The 19257-nt window shown below is 56.5% G+C and carries 17 protein-coding genes; 13 read left to right on the plus strand and 4 right to left on the minus strand.

Annotated features, from left to right (window positions below):
- The first annotated feature begins 78 nt into the window (after positions 1 to 78).
- Genes AC2FFP_RS11920 through AC2FFP_RS11935 form a run of 4 tightly spaced genes read left to right on the plus strand, consistent with a single transcriptional unit; the run spans position 79 to position 4367 of the window.
- Positions 79 to 1560: an aldehyde dehydrogenase gene (locus tag AC2FFP_RS11920; RefSeq protein ID WP_282119697.1), complete on the plus strand. Its 1482-nt coding sequence runs from the start codon at positions 79 to 81 to the stop codon at positions 1558 to 1560.
- Positions 1561 to 1571: 11 nt separating this feature from the next.
- Complete coding sequence (locus tag AC2FFP_RS11925) at positions 1572 to 2612, plus strand: LLM class flavin-dependent oxidoreductase (protein ID WP_282119698.1); 1041 nt, start codon at positions 1572 to 1574, stop codon at positions 2610 to 2612.
- A gap of 4 nt (positions 2613 to 2616) precedes the next feature.
- Positions 2617 to 3420 (plus strand): carnitinyl-CoA dehydratase, encoded by an 804-nt coding sequence (locus AC2FFP_RS11930; RefSeq protein WP_108862257.1) that lies wholly within the window; start codon positions 2617 to 2619, stop codon positions 3418 to 3420.
- Positions 3417 to 4367, plus strand: a complete 951-nt coding sequence (locus AC2FFP_RS11935) for a 3-hydroxyacyl-CoA dehydrogenase NAD-binding domain-containing protein (RefSeq protein ID WP_282119699.1) — start codon at positions 3417 to 3419, stop codon at positions 4365 to 4367. Before AC2FFP_RS11930 ends, AC2FFP_RS11935 begins: the two co-directional genes overlap by 4 nt.
- On the opposite strand, the gene AC2FFP_RS11940 is transcribed toward AC2FFP_RS11935, so the two are convergent.
- Positions 4364 to 5419: a GlxA family transcriptional regulator gene (locus AC2FFP_RS11940; RefSeq protein ID WP_282119700.1), complete on the minus strand. Its 1056-nt coding sequence runs from the start codon at positions 5417 to 5419 to the stop codon at positions 4364 to 4366. The genes AC2FFP_RS11935 and AC2FFP_RS11940 overlap by 4 nt on opposite strands.
- Positions 5420 to 5539: 120 nt before the next feature.
- Between AC2FFP_RS11940 and AC2FFP_RS11945 the strand changes: the two genes are divergently transcribed.
- From AC2FFP_RS11945 to AC2FFP_RS11980, 8 genes are all read left to right on the plus strand, one after another.
- Positions 5540 to 6430 (plus strand): beta-keto acid cleavage family enzyme, encoded by an 891-nt coding sequence (locus AC2FFP_RS11945; protein ID WP_058272684.1) that lies wholly within the window; start codon positions 5540 to 5542, stop codon positions 6428 to 6430.
- Positions 6423 to 7424 (plus strand): ABC transporter ATP-binding protein, encoded by a 1002-nt coding sequence (locus tag AC2FFP_RS11950; protein WP_496881070.1) that lies wholly within the window; start codon positions 6423 to 6425, stop codon positions 7422 to 7424. Before AC2FFP_RS11945 ends, AC2FFP_RS11950 begins: the two co-directional genes overlap by 8 nt.
- Positions 7425 to 7502: 78 nt before the next feature.
- A complete protein-coding gene (locus tag AC2FFP_RS11955; protein ID WP_058272769.1) occupies positions 7503 to 8609 on the plus strand; it encodes an extracellular solute-binding protein in 1107 nt (368 codons plus the stop codon).
- 62 nt (positions 8610 to 8671) lie between these two features.
- The gene (locus AC2FFP_RS11960) at positions 8672 to 9520 is read left to right on the plus strand and encodes an ABC transporter permease (RefSeq protein WP_058272685.1); all 849 of its coding nucleotides are present in this window, start codon (positions 8672 to 8674) and stop codon (positions 9518 to 9520) included.
- Positions 9517 to 10314 carry an ABC transporter permease gene (locus tag AC2FFP_RS11965; RefSeq protein WP_108862254.1) on the plus strand — a complete coding sequence of 266 codons (798 nt, stop codon included), beginning with the start codon at positions 9517 to 9519 and terminating at the stop codon, positions 10312 to 10314. The genes AC2FFP_RS11960 and AC2FFP_RS11965 overlap by 4 nt, the downstream gene beginning before the upstream one ends.
- 12 nt (positions 10315 to 10326) lie before the next feature.
- Entirely contained in the window at positions 10327 to 11487 is a 1161-nt protein-coding gene (locus tag AC2FFP_RS11970) for an acyl-CoA dehydrogenase family protein (RefSeq protein WP_199913573.1), read from the plus strand.
- Positions 11484 to 13574, plus strand: coding sequence for an acetate--CoA ligase family protein (locus AC2FFP_RS11975; protein WP_282119702.1), 2091 nt, complete (start codon positions 11484 to 11486; stop codon positions 13572 to 13574). Before AC2FFP_RS11970 ends, AC2FFP_RS11975 begins: the two co-directional genes overlap by 4 nt.
- Complete coding sequence (locus tag AC2FFP_RS11980; RefSeq protein ID WP_282119703.1) at positions 13571 to 14716, plus strand: serine hydrolase domain-containing protein; 1146 nt, start codon at positions 13571 to 13573, stop codon at positions 14714 to 14716. The genes AC2FFP_RS11975 and AC2FFP_RS11980 overlap by 4 nt, the downstream gene beginning before the upstream one ends.
- Positions 14717 to 15186: 470 nt before the next feature.
- On the opposite strand, the gene AC2FFP_RS11985 is transcribed toward AC2FFP_RS11980, so the two are convergent.
- Both AC2FFP_RS11985 and AC2FFP_RS11990 read right to left on the minus strand, forming a co-directional pair.
- Positions 15187 to 15465 carry a hypothetical protein gene (locus AC2FFP_RS11985; protein ID WP_496881071.1) on the minus strand — a complete coding sequence of 93 codons (279 nt, stop codon included), beginning with the start codon at positions 15463 to 15465 and terminating at the stop codon, positions 15187 to 15189.
- A gap of 464 nt (positions 15466 to 15929) precedes the next feature.
- Positions 15930 to 17486, minus strand: a complete 1557-nt coding sequence (locus tag AC2FFP_RS11990) for an AMP-binding protein (RefSeq protein ID WP_496881072.1) — start codon at positions 17484 to 17486, stop codon at positions 15930 to 15932.
- Between the two features lie 294 nt (positions 17487 to 17780).
- On the opposite strand from AC2FFP_RS11990, the gene AC2FFP_RS11995 reads away from it, so the two are divergent.
- Complete coding sequence (locus AC2FFP_RS11995) at positions 17781 to 18101, plus strand: acyl-CoA thioesterase (RefSeq protein ID WP_496844605.1); 321 nt, start codon at positions 17781 to 17783, stop codon at positions 18099 to 18101.
- Positions 18102 to 18316: 215 nt separating this feature from the next.
- Here the strand turns inward: AC2FFP_RS11995 and AC2FFP_RS12000 are convergent, their stop codons facing one another.
- Complete coding sequence (locus tag AC2FFP_RS12000) at positions 18317 to 18829, minus strand: carboxymuconolactone decarboxylase family protein (protein ID WP_496767320.1); 513 nt, start codon at positions 18827 to 18829, stop codon at positions 18317 to 18319.
- Between the last annotated feature and the right edge of the window lie 428 nt (positions 18830 to 19257).

Genomic DNA, 19257 nt, shown 5'->3' on the forward strand with positions numbered 1-19257 from the left:
AACCTTTGTCGTAATTTCGTGCACATGTGACGCAAAAGCGGAGATGAATGAGAGGGTAACAGAGGGGGGATGCAGGCCATGGGTGAAATCACCAACTACCAAATGCTGATCGACGGACAGTGGTGTGATGCAGAGGACGGCGGCACCTTTGACAGCGTGAACCCCGCTGATGGCAACGTCTGGAGCCGTGTGCCCGAAGCGACCGAGGCTGACGTGAACCGTGCAGTTGAGGCCGCACATGCCGCATTCACAACCGGACCCTGGGCAGGCATGACGCCGACGCAACGGGGCAAGTGCCTGCGCAAGCTGGGCGATCTGCTGGCGGAACATTCAGAAGCATTGGGGCGCACGGAATCCATTGATACCGGCAAGATGCTAAAGGAGACCCGCTGGCAGGCGACGTATATCGCCGAGTTCTTTCACTTCTTTGCAGGCTGTGCCGACAAGGTCAGCGGCGAAACACTGCCCATCGACAAACCCGACATGTTCGTCTTCACGAGGCGTGAACCCCTTGGGGTGGTGGCTGCCGTGGTGCCGTGGAATTCGCAACTGTTTCTGGTGGCCGTCAAGATTGGCCCGGCGCTTGCGGCTGGCAATACCGTCGTGCTGAAAGCCTCTGAACATGCCAGTGCGGCGATGCTGGAGTTTGGTAAGCTGATTGAAGAGGCGGGCATTCCCCCCGGCGTCGTCAACATCATCACCGGCCATGGGGAGCCCTGCGGCCGTGCGCTCACAGGTCATCCGCTCGTGGCCCGTGTGTCCTTTACCGGAGGGCCAAATGCCGCGCGGCATGTGCTGGAGAACGTCAAACGAAATTTTGCCGAAGTGTCGTTGGAATTGGGGGGCAAATCCCCGTTCATCGTCTTTGACGATGCCAATATCGAAAGCGCTGTAAACGCCTCTATCGCGGGCATCTTTGGCGCCACGGGGCAAAGCTGTGTGGCTGGGTCACGGCTTTACCTGCACGAAGACATTGCCGATCAATTCCTTGAGCAGATGACCGCGCTGGCCCGCCAGATCGTGATTGGGGACCCGCTGGCGGATGAGACCCAGATGGGGCCATTGTGCACCACCGGACAGTTAGAGCATATCCAACGAGAAGTGGCGCATGCCCAAACAGAAGGCGGCAAAGTGCTGGTCGGCGGCAAGCAGCCAAAGGGGATGTCTGGCCTGTTCTATGAACCCACGATCATCGAAGTCCCTCGTCAGGATCTGCGCATTGTCGACACTGAATTGTTTGGCCCGGTTCTGTCGGTGCAGCGGTTCAAAACCGAGGAAGAGGTGCTCGCATTGGCCAATGATAGCGAACATGGGCTGGCAGCAGGTATCTTTACCCGCGACAGCGCGCGCTCCCTGCGCATGGCGGGGGCAGTGCGTGCCGGTATCGTCTGGGTGAACACCTATCGGGTGGTGTCTCCGATTGCGGAGTTCGGGGGCAACAAAGGATCGGGATATGGCCGCGAAAGCGGGTTCCAGGCGATCTACGACTATACCCGCCCAAAGACGATCTGGATGAACACGTCTGATGAACCGATGGCCAATCCGTTTGTAATGCGTTGAGGGAGAGAACAATGAAATTCCAACTTGCCGTGAACATGGAGCGGATCGACGACAATCTGGACATGCAGGATGTCGCCCGTCACACGCTGGAGATGGTGCAGATCGCCGAAGAGGGTGGGTTTGATATCGTCTGGGCCGCCGAGCACCACGCGTTGGAAATGACCATCGCGCCAAACCCTTTCCAGATCCTTACTTGGTGGGCTGCCGAAACCAGCCGCATCCGTCTGGGCACGGCCGTTGCGACGGCGGCCTATTGGCACCCGATCAACCTGGCGGGCGAAGCGGCGTTCACCGATCTGATCACCGGCGGGCGGTTGGAATTCGGCATCGGTTCGGGGGCCTATCAGCGCGAGTTTGACCGAATGAGACCGGGGCTCAAGCAATCTGATGCCTGGCGTTACATGCAGGAAATGCTGCCTGCGGTGCGTGAGCTTTGGAAGGGCGACTACGAACACAACGGGGAATACTGGCAATTCCCGACCTCGACCTCAGTGCCAAAGCCGCTTCAGAAGGAGGTGCCGGTCTGGGTCTCTGCGCGCTCACCCATCACCTATGACTACGCTATGCGGGAAAGGTGCCATGTGAACTGCTGGCCGTTCACACGTCCCTTTGCAGAGGCCGAACTCTACAAGAAACAACTGGATGAGGCGATTGAAAAGGCCGACAACGGCTGGGTGCCACGCTTCGCCTTGATGCGCCATTCATGCGTTTATGACAACGCAGCCGATGGTGAAAACGCGATGCGGGCGATCCGCCGCCTGCTGAGCCAGTTCGAAAACCTGTTTCGCAATCTGGGCGATGTGAAGGACGGCTTCCCCGCCTCCATCCCGCTGGATGAACTGGAGGGACGGGAACAATACGACCCCGTGATGTTGGAGGAGAACTTGATGTTCGGTTCTCCCGACCGGGTCATCGAAAAGCTGAAGCGCTATCAGGCGCTGGGTGTGAATGAGTACATCTATTACGCCTCCATGGGGCTCGATCACGCTTCACAACAGAAATCCCTGCGCATGTTCGTCAACGAAGTAATGCCAGAATTCAAAGAGGGATAAGCAGATGTCAGACGGCGTTAAGGTTCACCGCGAGGGTCATGTTCTGGAAGTCACGCTGGAGCGCGGCAAGGTGAATGCCATTGATGTGCCCACGTCACAGGCGCTGGCTGCAGCCTTTCAGGAGCTGCACGAAGACAAGGATCTGCGCTGCGCGATCCTGACCGGTGGTGGAGAGAAGATATTCTCGGCTGGGTGGGACCTAAAGGCGCTCAATGACGGAGAGATGCAGCTCGATAATTGGTGGGAGACCGATGACTACGGCTTTGGCGGCTTCACCGGGCTCACTGAAAACTGGGCGCTGAACAAGCCCGTAATTGCTGCGATCAATGGGTTGGCCATTGGTGGCGGGTTCGAGATGGCGTTGGGGTGCGACCTGCTGATCGCCGCCGATCACGTGGAATTCGGGCTGCCGGAAATGCCCCTAGGCATCGTGCCGGACGCGGGCGCGCTGCAACGATTGCCGCGCCGCATTCCGCACAACATTGCGATGGAGATGTTCTTGCTGGGCCGCCGCATGACCGCGCAGGAAGCAGCGCACTATGGGCTGGTCAACAAGGTGGTGCCGAAAGAGCAGTTGATGGATGCTGCGCGCGAATGGGCGGCTTCGATTGCCTGGTCGGCACCGCTTGCGATGCAATCCGTCAAAGAGGTGCAGCGCGAAATCGAATGCGTGCCACTGGAGCAGGCGTTTCACAAGATGCGCACGGACCCGATGCCGATCTATCGCAAGATGCTCAAATCAGATGATGCTGCCGAAGGGGTGGCGGCTTTCGTGGAAAAGCGCGAACCCAACTTCAAAGGTGAATGATGTATCCTGATCCTATCAGCGTCACCCGCATCACCAGCATTGGCGCGGGCCCAATTGGCGGCGGCTGGGCGGCGCATTTTCTGGCCCGTGGCTATGATGTGACGGCCTATCTGCATGACACCAGTGAAACTGAAGCATTCCATTCGATCCTCAACACCGCCTGGGGCAGTCTGACGGATCTGGGGCTGGCTGAGGGCGCGTCTTTGGACCGTCTCCGCATTGTCACCGACCTTGAACAGGCGCTGGAGGGTGCGCAGTTCGTGCAGGAAAGTGCACCGGAGCGGTTGGAGATCAAACAATCGCTTTACGCACAGATGGGAGAGGTGCTGCCGCCTGACGTTGTCATCGGCTCCTCAACCTCCGGTCTGACAATGAGCGAGATCCAAGCCAAATGCGCGACCCCTGAACGCTGCGTGATCGGACACCCGTTCAATCCGCCCTACCTGCTGCCGCTGGTCGAGATTGTGGGCGGTGACAAAACTGCGCCGGATGCCGTGGTATGGGCCGGGAAGTTTTACGAAATTGCGGGCAAAGCGCCGCTGTTGATGAAAAAAGAAATCCCCGGCTTCGTCGCGACGCGCCTGCAAGAAGCGCTCTGGCGCGAGGCCTTGCACATGGTTGCCAATGGCGAGGCGACGCCGGAAGACATCGACATTGCCTTGATGAATGGGCCTGCGCCGCGCATGGTGTCCCAAGGTCAGTGTATGGCCTTTCACGTGGCCTGTGGCGCGGGCGGCATGGCGACCAATCTGGATCAGTTTGGCCCCGCGCTAAAGCTGCCCTGGACTCGGCTGGAGGCACCAGAACTCACCCGAGAGCTGCGTGGCCGCATGGTCGATGGTTGCAATGACATCGCCGGAGATCGCCACTTTGAGGATATGGCCGCGCAGCGCGATCGAGAGATTGTCGCAGTGTTGCGCGCGTTGCGCGAGGCGCGGTTGGATTAGGGACGGCCCGGAATCTCCTTAAGCGTTGAAAGGAAATCTGACAGGGAACCGGGCCAACTCGGCGCCGGTTCATTTGCAGGCCATGCCTCTCGGTATTCCGAAGGGCGGCGACCAAAGAATTTGCCAAAGGAATAGGCAAAATGGGACAGGGTGTTGAACCCTGACGCGGTGGCAATCTCGCGCACGCTGAGATCGGTGGAGATCAGCAGCAACCGCGCATTCTGCAACCGTCGCAACAAACCGAACTGCACCACAGTGCAACCGACGTGTTTCTTGAATTTCCGCTCTAGCTGTCGCTGCGAGACATCCAGCTTATCAGCGATCTCCGGCACGCTGAGCGGTTCTTCTATGTTCCCTTCGATCAGCGTCATCGCCTCACGCACCAGCGGCAGCATGGTCTCCGTGCTGCGCCCCATGGTGGACCGCTGTGACGCACCCGCGTTGCGGATCGGGTGATGCAACATTTGATCGGCAATTTCGCCCGAAAAGCCACTGCCATGGGTGCGCTCGATCAAACGAAGCATTAGATCCACGCCCGCGAGCCCACCCGAGCAGGTCATGATCTTGCCCTCGATGGTGAACAGGCATTCCTGCACATCCACCCGGTTAAAGCTTTCGCGAAAACCGCTGAGCCAGGACCAGTGGATCGTCGCCGGCTTTCCGTCCAACAGACCCGCCCGCGCGACAATATAGCAGCCAAGCTCAACCCCGCAGATACTGCTCCCCGCCCGCGCGCGCTTGCGCAGCCAAGCGGTAAGCGCGCGGTTATCGTAATGCTCCGTCCCCCAGCTGCCCAAAACAAAAATGTAATCCGCTGGCGGCAGGTTGTCCTGCTCTGCTGAAACGCGGGTTGTCATGCCATTGCTGGCCACGATTTCAGTGCCGTCAAAGGACACGATGTCCCAAGAAAACAGGGGCTCTGCCGAAAGATAATTCGCGATCCGCATCGTTTCGGTCATGGTGATCAATGTGGTTATGTTGAACCGTGGGACCACCACAAAAATGGCATGATGCACAGCGCGGGGCGTCTGCTGGGTCATGTCGATTTGCATGAGCTAAAGTCCAGATTGCATAGTGCGATTTTTCGCCAGCATAGCCGAAAGACTGTCGGATAATCGACATCTTTCTTACCCTTTCCCGCGTCAAGCTGAAAAAAATAGGGGGTTTGCCAGATGAACTATGAGGTTGTCCTGACTTGCGCCGTGACTGGCGCGGGCGATACCACGGGCAAAAGTCCGCATGTGCCCGTCACGCCGAAAGAGATCGCTAATGCGGCGATTGAGGCGGCCAAGGCAGGGGCCTCCGCCGCGCATATTCACGCGCGTGATCCCGAGACGGGCCAAGGCTCACGCGACCCGAAGCTTTTCAAGGAAATCGTGGACCGGGTGCGCGACAGTGACACCGATGTGGTGATCAATGTGACCGCCGGGATGGGCGGCGACTGGATCTCGGACCCGGCCAACCCAGCGATGCCGGGCCCCGGCACGGACATGATCGGCCCCGAGGAACGGCTCGCTCACATCAAGGAATGCTTGCCCGATATATGTTCACTGGATTGCGGGACACTGAATTTCTCTGACACGGACATGATCTATATCTCTACCCCGCCAACACTGCGGCGTATGGCGGCATTGGTGCAGGAATGGGGGGTGAAGCCGGAACTGGAAGTCTTTGACCTTGGCCATATCCGCTTCGCCAAGGCGATGGTGGATGAGGGGCTGATTGATGCGCCTCCCATGTTCCAGCTTTGTCTGGGCATTCCCTGGGGCGCGGATCAGACCGTCGAAACCATGGCTGCCATGAAAGCGCAACTGCCTGCCGGGGCCAGCTGGGCCAGCTTCGGGATTGGACGCGGTCAAATGCCCATGGCAGCGGCCTCTGTCGCGTTGGGTGGCAATGTGCGCGTAGGGCTGGAGGACAACATCTATTTGGAGCGCGGGGTTCTGGCGACCAACGGCCAGCTTGTCACCCGTGCCCGCGAGATCATTGAGCGCATGGGGGGGCGTGTGCTGACCCCGCAAGAGGCGCGCAACAAGCTGAAGTTGAGAGGCGCGGATGGCTGACCTCGCCGATACAGGCAGTTTGCAGGTGCGTAATGTCTCGAAACTGTTCGGGACATTACGGGCAGTCAACAACATCAGTCTGGATATTCAGAAAGGTGAGTTTCTGACTCTGCTGGGCCCCTCGGGGTCGGGCAAGACCACGCTGTTGATGATGATCGCGGGGTTCCTCGATATCTCTGAAGGGGACATTGCGCTGGATGGGTCCTCCATCGCGCAAACCCCCGCGGAAAAACGCAATTTTGGCATGGTATTTCAGGGCTACGCGCTGTTCCCCCATATGAGCGTGCGAGACAACATCGGATACGCCTTGAGTGTGCGCAAACGTCCCACGTCAGAGATTAGGGCGCGGGTCGACGAGATGCTGGAATTGGTTCAGCTGCAGGATTTCGCGGATCGCAAGCCGGGGCAGCTGTCCGGCGGGCAGCAACAGCGCGTCGCGCTGGCACGTGCGCTGTGTTTTGCGCCACCGGTGTTGCTGTTGGACGAACCGCTTGGCGCGCTTGACAAGAAACTGCGGGTCGAGGTGCAGGAGCAACTCAAGGATATTCACCGCCGAGTTGGCACGACCTTCATCTACGTCACCCATGATCAGGAAGAAGCGCTGTCCATGTCGGACCGCATCGTGATCATGCGCGACGGGGCGATTGAACAGATTGGTACGCCTCAGGAGCTCTATGAGCGGCCAGTGAACCAGTTCACGGCCAGTTTCTTGGGCAAATCCAACTTCATTCAGCAAGACGGCAAAACTTACGCCCTGCGTCCCGAAAAAATCGACCTGCGCAAAGGCGCGGGCCATGCGGAGGCACAGACGAGTGGGGTGGTGCGCTCTATTACCTACTTTGGTTCAATGCAGCGCGTCATCGTGGATGCCAGCGATGGTACCGAAATCGAAGTGGACATCGATGTCTGGCGCAACAGCGAAGCCTTGAACGAAGGCGATACCGTGGACCTGTTGTGGAAAGACGAAGCTGCTGTGGAATTACAAACGGGCTAAAGCCCCAAAAACGTGTGCCGCCAAAAGGTGCCATTGAGCAAAAGTCCGGGAACTCCCGAACCCAATAGGAGGATGAAAATGCACGATAGACAATTCAAGAAAGAGATGCTGCAAGACAGCGCGCAGGCCTACAAGAAAGGCCGCATGGATCGCCGCACGTTCCTGGCGCTTTGTGGTGCCTCGGGCGTGGCGATGAGCGCCGTGATGGCAGGTGATGCCGAAGCCGCTGCTGATCACGTGGTGATGTGGAACTGGGGTGGCCAGTCTGAAGAATGCCACGGCTCCGCCATTGGCGATGCCTTCACCGCCAAGACTGGCAAGGGACTGAAATTTGACACCTCCGGCCCTCTGGAAGGCAAGATCAAGGAAATGGTCGACAGCGGCAATGTCACTGCCGACGTTGCGGACGCAGACCTTTTCAATGCCGTGTCCCTTGGGCCAACAGGCCATCTGGAACCAATTGATTACTCTGTTGTTTCCAAGGAAAAGACCCTGCCAGGCTATGCGCTGGAATATGGGGTTTCGATCATCCTTTATGGCTATGCCTTTGTCTATGACACCGAAGCCTATGGCGATAATCCCCCGCAGAACTGGGCGGATTTCTTTGATACCGCCAAATTCCCGGGCATGCGCTCGCTGTACAAATGGGCCAATGGCTCGCTCGAAGCAGCACTTATGGCGGATGGCGTTGCGGGCGATGCGCTTTACCCGTTGGACATGGATCGCGCCCTCGCCAAGATCAAATCGATCAAGGACAACAGCCTTTACTGGGGCTCAGGGTCCGAGGCGCATTCCATGGTAGTGAATGGCGAAGTCTCGCTCGGCATGGTCTGGCAGAACCGGGGACGTAACATCGAAAATGACACCGATGGGCGCTACAAGCTGGTGAACAATCAGGCCATGGCGATGCCGGGGGCCTATATCGTGCCCAAGGGCAACCCCGCAGGTGCGGCCGTAATGGACTTCATCGCCACAGCGCAAGAGGTGCCTGCACAGCTGGCGCTGCTTGATTGCCTTGGTATGACGCCCTCTAACCCCGAAGCCTTCGGCCAGATCCCCGAAGATCAGCAGCCTTATGCGATCACCTCGGCAATGAACATCGACAAAATCGTTTATAACGATCCCGACTGGTGGGGGAAAAACGGCGGTGATGCGGTGAACGCCTTCCTTGAGGCGATCAGCTAAACACGCCTGATAGCCGCCCGTGTCTTCCTGCGGGCGGCCATCGATTTGGCCCAGGACATTTCATGCAAGCCTTCACCCGACATATCCACCCCGGCTGGCTGATCATCGCACCTTTGATGCTGATGGTCATAGCGCTCTATCTGGGGCCGATCCTGAACATCCTGTGGCTCAGCGTCACGGACCCGGAACCTGGATTGAGTAATTACGCCAAACTGGCGGAAAGCGATGCGCTGATCCGCATTGTCTGGACTACGGTGCGCATCTGCATCATCACCACGATGTTCAGTGTCACGCTGGGCTATTCCATCGCCTATGCCATGGTGCACTGCCACCAACGCCAGAAGAACTATATGCTGACGTTGCTTCTTGTGTCCTTTTGGATTTCCATCCTTGTGCGCACTTTTAGCTGGCTGATGCTGCTGGGGCGCAAAGGGTTGGTGAACGGTACGCTGGAAAACATTGGACTGATTGCCGAGCCCATCGCCTTTATGCGCAATGAGTTGGGCGTGCTGATCGGCATGGTGCATTACATGATCCCCTATGCGGTACTGCCACTGCTGGTCTCGATGCAATCGCTTGATACGCGTGTGATGGATGCCTCGCGCAATCTGGGCGCCAGCAGCACGCAGACCTTCTGGCGCATTTACCTGCCACTGACCCTGCCAGGGTTGGTGGCTTCGACCCTGCTGGTCTTCATCCTGAGCCTTGGGTTTTACGTCACCCCTGCCGTATTAGGCGGTGGCAAAGTGCTCATGGTGGCAGAGTACATTTCTGTGCAATTGCTGGTCACCCTGAAGTGGGGCACAGCCGCGATGCTGGCGGCAATCATGCTGACGGGCGTTCTGGCGATGCTGTGGATCATGTCGCGTTTCATGAAGCTCAGCACCGTGTTTGGGGGGGCTGCACGATGACATCAGGTCTGTTCTCCAAGTTCAACCGCGTGGGCGCATGGGTTTTGTTGCTGTTTCTGGTGACGCCCGCGCTGATCGCCATTCCCGTATCACTGACGCCAAAGCGTTTTCTGTCTATGCCAAAGGGCGAATTGTCCCTGCGCCATTTTCAAAAGCTGTTCACTTCCGAGGAATGGCTGTCGAGCTTTTTCCAAAGTGGCGTGATCGCAGTCTCGACCTCACTGCTGGCAACATTCCTTGGCACGCTCTGTGCCATTGGCCTGTGGCGGGTATCCTCAAAGTATTCCGAGCTGATGCGCGCCTTCCTGCTGCTGCCGCTGATCATCCCGCAGATCATTTCTGCCATGGCGTTCTATCGACTGTGGATCCCGCTTGGCCTGTTGGACAGCTACGCCGGGCTGATCCTCGCGCATACGATCTTGGCAGCCCCCATGGTGCTGATCACAGTCAGCGCCTCGCTGGCGACCTTTGATCCCAAATTGGAACAAGCCTCCAAGAACCTTGGTGCTTCGAACTGGACCACAATGCGCCTGGTGATCCTGCCCTCAATCAAACCGGGGGTCTTTGCCGGAGCGCTTTTTGCCTTCATTCTCAGCTGGGATGAAATTGTCGTGACGCTGTTCATCTCCAAATACACCGTCTACACCCTGCCGCGCCGCATGTGGAACGGCATCCGCGAAAACACCGATCCGACGGTAGCCGCCGCCGCTGTGGTGTTGATCGCCATCACGCTTATTGCCTTCGTGATCTTTTCGATCATGTCCCGTCGTAACGACAAGTCCGAAGCCCCATAAAGGAGGCGCCTTATGAACATGGAAGCCAGTGTTGAAACCGACCTGCTGATCAGCACCGTCCGCCGCTTTGTGGAAACAGAAATGTATCCACACGAGGAGGAAGTGGACCAGATGGGCTATGTCCCCGAAGAGATTGGCCGTCAGATTGAGGCGAAGGCCCAGGAGTTGGGACTGTTTGCCTGCAACTTGCCCGAAGAGGTCGGGGGCGGAGGCCTTGGTTACGGGCCTATGTCCTTGATTGAACGCGAGTACGGCAAGACCAGCCATGCCCTGCAAAGCTGGGCTGCGCGTCCCACGGAACTGCTCATGGCTTGCGAGGGCGATCAGCGCGAACGTTACCTTTTCCCCGCGGTGCGCGGTGAAAAACGAGAGTTGTTCGCCCTGACGGAACCGGACGCGGGGTCGGACGTAATGGGTATGAAAACCAACGCCCGGCGGGATGGAGATGACTGGATCCTGAATGGTTCAAAGCATTTCATCTCTGGCCCCTGTATGCCCGATTTTGCGATCGTTTTTGCTGCGACGGGTGCTGACGAAACGCCACGTGGACCGCGCAAACGGGTGACGGCCTTTTTGGTGGACGTTGGCACACCGGGCTTTGACTGCCGCGAAGGCACCAAATGTGTCAGCTATCGCGGCTACAAGACGTTTGAACTGCACTTCGATAATGTGCGCCTTGGTCCGGGGCAGGTGCTGGGGGAAGAAGGGCGTGGTCTTGAACTCTCTGGCAAATGGCTGGGCATGGGGCGCATCTGGGTGGGGGCGACCTGTTGTGGCAAGGCGGAGCGCATACTGGAGATGGCCACCGAATGGGCCGCGTCCCGAAAGCAGTTTGGCAAACCCATCGGGGCGTTTCAGGCCACCGGTTTCCGGCTTGCAGATGGCGCTATTGGATTGCGCGCAGCCGACCTAATGGTCAAAGACGCCGTGGCGCGTGCCGAACAGGGCGTGATGAGCGATGCGGATGCGGCGATGATCAAGGTCTTTTGTTCAGAAATGCTGGGCAAGATCGCCGATGATGCGGTGCAGATCTACGGTGGCATGGGGCTGATGGAGGAAATGCCGATCCAACGCTTCTGGCGCGACAGCCGACTTGAGCGGATCTGGGACGGCACCTCTGAAATTCAACGCCACATCATCACACGCTCCATCCTGCGGCCCCTGGGTGCATGACCCCAAAGAGACGCGCCAACTTTGAGCGGCTTCTCAAGCCGCGCTCCATCGCTTTTATCGGCGGGCGGGATGCGACCATTGCCGTAAGAGAGGCGCGCAGGCGTGGGTTTGCAGGGCAAATGTGGGCGGTGAACCCCAGGCGAACAGATCTGAAGGGGGTGCCTTGCGTGCCCTGTATCGCTGATCTGCCTGAAGCGCCTGATGCTGTCTATCTGGCCATTCCCGCAGGTGGTATTGTCGCCGCATTGGGCGAATTGGCTGAGATGGGCGTCGGTGGCGTGGTCTGTTTTTCTGCAGGATTCAAGGAAACCGGCGATGCGGCGGCAGAACAGGCGCTGATCGAGGCAACCGGTGACATGGCCCTCATCGGTCCCAATTGTTACGGTTTGATCAACTACATCGACAACGCAGCACTTTGGTCTTTCGAACACGGTGGCTGGTCACCCGGTTACGGTGCAGCGATTGTCACCCAATCGGGCATGTTTTCCTCTGACATCACCATGTCTGCGCGCTCCTTGCCACTGGCATATATGGTATCGGCAGGCAATCAGGCGGTTCTGGGGTTAGAGGACTTTCTTGACGCCTTCGCTGATGACCCGGCAGTGCGTGCTATCGGGCTGCATATTGAGGGCCTTCAAGATATTCCCGCCTTTGAACGCGCCGCCCTGAAAGCCATTGAGCGAGGCGTGGCTGTGGTTGCGCTCAAGACAGGCAGCTCTTCAATCGGCGCAGCTCTGACTGTCAGTCACACGGGATCGCTGTCGGGGTCAGACGCGCTCTATGAGGCGTTGTTTGCGCGCACGGGCGTGATCAGTGTCACCAGCCCCGCGCAGTTTCTGGAAACGCTGAAGTACCTTTGTGTGGTCGGCGCGCCCAAGGGGCCAAGCGTTGCGGGTTTCACCTGTTCGGGGGGCGGCGCGACGATGCTGGCCGATCACGCGGAAAAGATCGGGCTCACGTTCTCGGCTGTCCGCGCAACGGAGCATGCGGCCCTGGTGGATCTGCTGCCAGACATCGCAACAGTGTCAAACCCGCTGGATTACACCACACCGATCTGGGGGCAGGCCGAATTGACCTATCCGGTCTTCGTCAAAGCGATGGACGCCGTAGGGGCCGAAGCGGCAGTTCTGGTGCAGGACTATCCTGCAGAAGGGCTAGATGCCTCCAAGATCTATTACCAAAACGATGCCAGCGCCTTTGCACAGGCTGCCTGCGATCGCGGAATCCCGGCAGCGATTTGTGCGACCCTGCCGGAGAATCTGGACAAGGTCACCCGCCGTTATCTGATCTCGATCGGAGTCGCGCCGATGCAGGGCATTCACGAAACGCTCAACGCCATGCAAAGCGCCAGCATTTGGGCCGCGCGACGTAATCGCATTCTGGCGACAAGGCCGGAGCCACTGATTGCCGGAACCCCGCCTGGCTCACTCGGCATGCTGACTGAGGACGCGGGCAAGGCCTGGCTTGCAGAGCGCGGTTTCACGGTCCCTTCGGGCCGGACAACGACGGCTCAAAAAGCCGAGGTGGCCGCAAAAAAGATCGGCTATCCGGTCGCGCTCAAGATGATGTCTACCCGGCTGGCCCACAAGAGTGAGGCAGGCGCGGTTGCTCTGGGCATTGCCGATGGCGCCGCGTTAAAGCAAGCACTTGATCAAATGAACACGGCTGTCACTGCCTATGATAAGCAGGCCGTGAGCGATAGCTACCTGATTGAGGCCATGTCGCCCACGCCTGTTGCAGAGATGATTGTCACCTTGCGCAATGACCCGCAGTTTGGCGCAGCACTGGTGCTGGGCAGTGGCGGAGTTTTGACCGAACTGGTTGGGGATGCCACAACGGTCCTTCTGCCCTCCACGCAGGACGATATCGCCAGTGCTCTGAAATCGCTCAAGATTTTTCACCTGTTGGAAGGCTTTCGAGGCCGTCCACGCGCCGATATAAACAAGGTGGTCACCGTGCTGAACGACCTTTGTGATGCTTTCCTGCAGGCCCGCGAAAAGGTCAGCGAAATTGAGATCAATCCGATGTTTGTCTATGCTGACCACGTTGTCGCCGTCGACGCGTTGATCCACGAGAATTGCACATGAGCAGGTTGAAGGTAGCCCCCAACCCCGATCTGACCGTGGGGCCAGACAACAAGCAGCGTTGGAATCAGCCTGCCCACCGCCGCCATGGATTTCACAACGCGCACCGCCTGTTCCGACGCACCCTGATGGTGCGTTCGCGAAATGTGTTGATGCTCGAAGAGGCCCACCAGGACCTGACAGCAACCGTGCCCGCGTTGGCGGACCTTCTGGCACATCCCGCCTTCTCTGCGTTTTGCTGCCTACGGGACGGGCAGGTGATCATGGAACAGGCCGCACCAGATTTTGGGACAGACCGACCGCATTCGATCCAATCCATTACAAAACTGCACATTCACCTGATTATGGGACAGTTGATCGGCCAAGGGTTCGTCTCGCCTGACGCAAAGGTTGCACAGTATTTGCCCGATATTGGATCTGGCTACCGCGAGGTTAACGTTCAGGCTCTCCTGGATATGGCAGTCAGCAATGATTTTACCGAAGACTATGATGACCCGCATGCGGATTGCTATGATGAAGAGATTGCCCTGGGCTGGCGCCTACCCACCGAGGATCAGGAGGAAATCTCGCTCAAGGACTTTGCTTCCAGAATTAGGGGGTTCAGAGAGACAGAGGCGCGAACAGTAGCGGAGTACAAGTCGGCCAACACAGATGTGCTGACATTGATCGCAGCGCAGGTTTGCCCCGTCCCACTTACAGCACAAATTGAACGGATTGCAGATGCCGTTGGTTACGAGGGCGCCTTTCACATCAGCCTGAGCAAAGATGGTTTCCCTGCCTTTTCCGGTGGGGGTTGCCTGAGTGCTCGGGATCTCGCACGGTTTGGCCTATTTCTTGCGCGCGGCGGTCTTGATCTGTCTGGAAACGCATGTGCCAATGCAAATTTCCTCCGCCAAAGCCTGACCCGCTCAGCACCATCTCTGACACCGCCAAAAGAATGGCTGCGCTACTCCAACCATATCATGACCGACGGACGGGTGGTTGCGCATGCCGGTTACGGTGGCCAGTTCCTGATGGTGGACACGGTCACTGGCACGTCATGCGCGTTCCTGAGCGTTCTCGAAAACGACGCCGGGTATGATGACACCTTCATGAGCAACGTCGCGCAGGTTCTGCGACACGTCTGCTGCGCCGAAACCGCATAGGATTCAGGTATAGTAGCAAATGTCTCGCGCCATCTTTTCCAAGTTCGCCCGTTATCATAAATGACATCTGGAAGAACACTTTTCCTGACGCAGCGCGTGTGTATCCTTCTGTTTTCAGGCTACCTCTTGCGAAGCTCTGAGATTCATGAACGAACGACCGGTTCGTTGAAATCAGAAATTTTTTGGGCATCACAAATGAATGCCCGGTAATGTGCCGCCTTGATTGGAGCCAATGTCGGCTTTCCGCGATTCCAAGCCATTGGTGCGAGGTGCAGCATCCGGTATTCTTGGGCTCACACCAGCCGTTCGCTGCGGCCTGTTTCGAAGAACGCTTTGTCCGCAGAGCAGGAGCGGCACATAAAATAACAGAAAGGACCGCAATGAAACTCGTCCAGCTTTGTCCCCCGGATCACATCGCGGTCCACATTGCAAACTTGAGGCATCTGAATAAGTGAGACTATGTCGGATACTTAAATCTCGTTATAGCCAAGCCTCGAAAGCGCACTGGCGACAGCAGGTTCTGTCGGGTTCAAACTTCCTTCGCGCGCCCATTTTTTGATACATATTTCCATTTCCTTGGGCCTAACATATTCACTATCTTTAGCTAGAATTATTAAGGCGGCTTCACGAGGTGTAAGTCCCATCGCCTCAAAGACTCCCATTGCGTAGAGTTGGTCATCTCTTTCACTTACAACCGAAGATACATTCATGGCTGAGAGCGCCATGTCTACACCGATTTCATAAACCATTTTGCGACAAAACCCTTTTAATCCAGTGATATGAAGTACAATGGAGTTGGTGCTCGAAGCTTTGTTAAGGATTGCGCGAACGTTATCTATTCTTAATCAGTAGGCACTTCGCGATGGAGCGACTAGAGGGGCGGCCGTTCGATATTCATCAGCCTTTCACGATTGTATGAATGGAACGACTGACGAAACCGCACCGCCTGAAAGAGCGCGGCAAATCGTACTCGCAGGAGCACTAAAATTGGAGTGGGAATGCGTCGTCGGGCCCATGGGCGAAGATGCGCAAGGCGCGTTCTATCAAAGCGTACTCAAAAGCGTAAGCGACAAGACGAAAGGCCGGTATTGACGTATCAATCACCTAGTATATGAGTGCGTAGTAATAGCTCGTGCGGTTCACTGAGTAAGTCGCGACGAATGGCATAGTACCACCAAAGGTAGGAGTCATCGTTTCGATTTGTTCGTGCTCATCACGCAACCATTTTATCCTTTAGTAGCCGTCGAAGTATTTTACCGGAGGCGGACTTCGGAATCTCCTCAACGACATGCATAAGATGTATTTGTTTGTAGTGGGCAAGCCGATCACTTAAGTAGTCCTGCACTTCTTCTAGACTTGGCGCAGCCTGGCCCGGTGGAGGAACGATGAAGGCCATAGGCAACTCGCCCGCCTCGTCATTGGGTATACCAATTACTGCAGCATCGACGATAGCCGGATGAGAGACTAGCTCCGCTTCTAACTCGGCAGGCGCAACCTGAAATCCCTTAAATTTGATCAATTCCTTAAGGCGATCAGTAATGAAGAGGTAGTCCTCTTCGTCAAAGTGCGCGATATCGCCAGTTCTGAGCCAGCCGTCTTCGACGATGGCCTCTTTACTGGCATTTGGGTTGTTGAGGTATCCTTTCATAACTTGAGGTCCGCGCACCCAGAGTTCGCCGTCCTGTCCCAGAGGCAGGTCCTCGTGGGTTTCGGGATCAACAATCCGGCTTTCGGTGTTTGGTAGCGCTACGCCGGACGCGCCGGGTTTGCCCTTCCCGAATGGGGATACATGGCTAACGGGTGAGAGTTCTGTCATGCCATAACCTTGCGTGACGTTGGTTCCAAGCCGCTTGGCCATCGCTTCTGCCACATCGGCACCCAGTGGTGCTGCCGCGGAATTGACCTGTTCTAAATGAGAAAGGTCAAACTTATCGACAATTGGATGCATTGCCAGCGCCAGCGCCACAGGCGGCACGATCCAGAGTCTCGGAGTTTGATACTCGGTGACCAGATTTAGATACATCTCAATGTCAAAGCGTGGCATGGTGATCAACCCACCACCCGCGGCGAGGTAAATGTTCTGCAAAACTTGTAAGCCATAGATGTGAAAGAACGGAAGGAAAGCGACCGTCAATTCGCCCATTGTGACATCGGCCAAACGCAGGGTTTGGTCAATGTTGACTACCAAGTTGCGGTGGGTCAGCATCACGCCCTTCGGCAGGCCGGTTGTACCAGAGGAGTAGGGCAGCGTAACCACATGCGTACTTACATCAACTGGTGCCTGTTCCCCAATAGGCGTGCCAACTACCTCGGAAAGCGGGATCATTCCTTCAGGGGCGTCACCCATAATAACGATTTCTTTGACGGAAGTGCCTGATATAGCCTCCCTTGCAGTGTCAGCGAACGCAGCGATAGTGACCAAGACGTCGGCTTTAGCATCAATAAGCTGGTGGTTAACTTCATGAGCGGTGTAGGTTGGGTTGATTGTTGTTACAGTTCCGCCTGCCCAGGCTGAAGCATGATAAACGATACAGAATTCCGGAATATTCGGAGCCATCAAAGCGACGATTTTGTCTGCGCCCCATCCACGTGCCTCAAGTCCACCAGCTATAGCTTTGACGTCGCTCACGAACTGTGCGCCGGTCACTGCACGCCCAGATGGACCGTCGATTAATATCTTCTTCTCTGGATCGATTCCCTCGAAAACGCGCTGAGTAACCGTTTTTTCAGTTAGAGCGATATCCGGATAGGCGCTTTTGTGGATGGTCATGAATCTGGTCCTCCGAGCCGATATTGCACCCAAAGGAGTTTACACCCAAATGCTGTGGAGCATACCTCAGTATTTAACTGAGATCTGGTTGGGCTCGGTTTGCAATCCTTGTGTTTTGGTCAGTTAGCTGACCAGTGCTCGCGTCAGTTTTGGCGTTTCTTGACACGGGTTCATTTCCGTCTCTGAGCTGACATCCGACAAAATCACTCAGAAGTCTGCTTTGAGCCCAGAACTGATCTTTGTCGGAGGCCTCCAGGACTGTATGATCCCCGAACTATATCTGGGAGTGAGTTGATGCCAGCGATGATTTCCTTTCGCTCTGTAGTTGACCCGTCTGACTGTGATTCTCTCGGTCACATGAACGTGTCCCGTTACTTTGCTGCCTGCTCAGACGGTGTTTTTGCCATCCAATCGGAAATGGGACTGACGGCAAATGATATGCGAGACGGTCGACGACTTTCATTTGCCGTCGTCAACGCACAAAGCGACTTTCGTGCCGAACTGTCTGCAGGTGATGCGATAAGGTTGGAGACATCTGTCATCGAGATTGGCTCCAAGTCTATGACATTTAGACATCAGCTTATCAGGTCAGAAGGAGAAACCATCGCTTTCTAGACAGTTTTCAAATGTGTTCTATTGAGCCTAGAGACCCGGAGAGCTGCTGAGATTCCAGACGAGGTCCGTTTAACAGCGGCACATTGGTTGGAACCAGAGACATAAACTTCTGAACCATCGGCACTACCGAACTTTGCATCCTTTGCTGGACTCGCATCACGTACGGTTGGGTTTTCTCAAAGCTCCGGTTCGGAGCCCCAAGCCAACCCATTTGGTCACACATCGAGCCCGTTGGCCCTGCCGAAGTCAGTATAGAATGACGTACTGGTCAACTTTGCGACGGTTTCCCCATCAATCGTTTCAGGGTCCCGAGCAACTTTGCTTATACCTGTCCCCTCAACTAGGCGGTTCACCAAGTTGAACACACCACAAACCTGTACCGCATCAAACAACGCACTCTCCGACCACCCGGCTTCATAGACTGCCCGTGCGTCCGCCTCGGTCATACGGGAAGGCGATAGCGTGAGCTTTTTTACAAAAGCCAGGACGGGCTTGAATCGTTGATCGACGGGCGCTGAATGAAGGTTTTCCATCAGCGCTTCAACCAGTTTTGGATCAATGCCGTAGGCGTGGGCAAATACAGTATGCGCATCGTGACAATAGGAGCAGGCATTCAACCCGGAAACGTATGCAGCAATTAACTCTCGTTCGGAGGCGGAAAGCTCACTCGCTCCTCGCATCACAAGGCTCTCGTACTGGCACCAGAGTGAAAGTTTGTCCGGAAACATTTGAAAGACGCTGCCAAGCGTTGCGTCCTCGGGAAGGGATGGAAATAGCCTCTTCAATTGATGACCTCTAAAAACAATGATGCCTAGGCGTACGTGTTGCCCGGATGGCCGCATGGATTTAAGTCTAACAGTATTCGCTTGATCGACAAATGACTGCTTAGTCCGGAGGCTGTGTGAAAACTCTGACCGTTCGGCGAAACATGCCGAAAACTCCTTTTATGTGCATTCTCTCGCGCTTATGAGAGACCATTCGCACAGGCGCTGAAAACGAGCGCGACGAGAGAGTTCGTGGGCCCGAGTTTTCACACAGCCTCTCCGCATAGCGGACATCGGCCCTCCTTATTGTTGACTACTTGACGACATTGCTCAGATCCATGCCGGCGCCTTTGATTACGGCTTCCAGATTGTCCAGGGCCAAGGCGATCTGC

The sequence above is a fragment of the Ruegeria sp. YTSC004 genome, assembly GCF_059609805.1.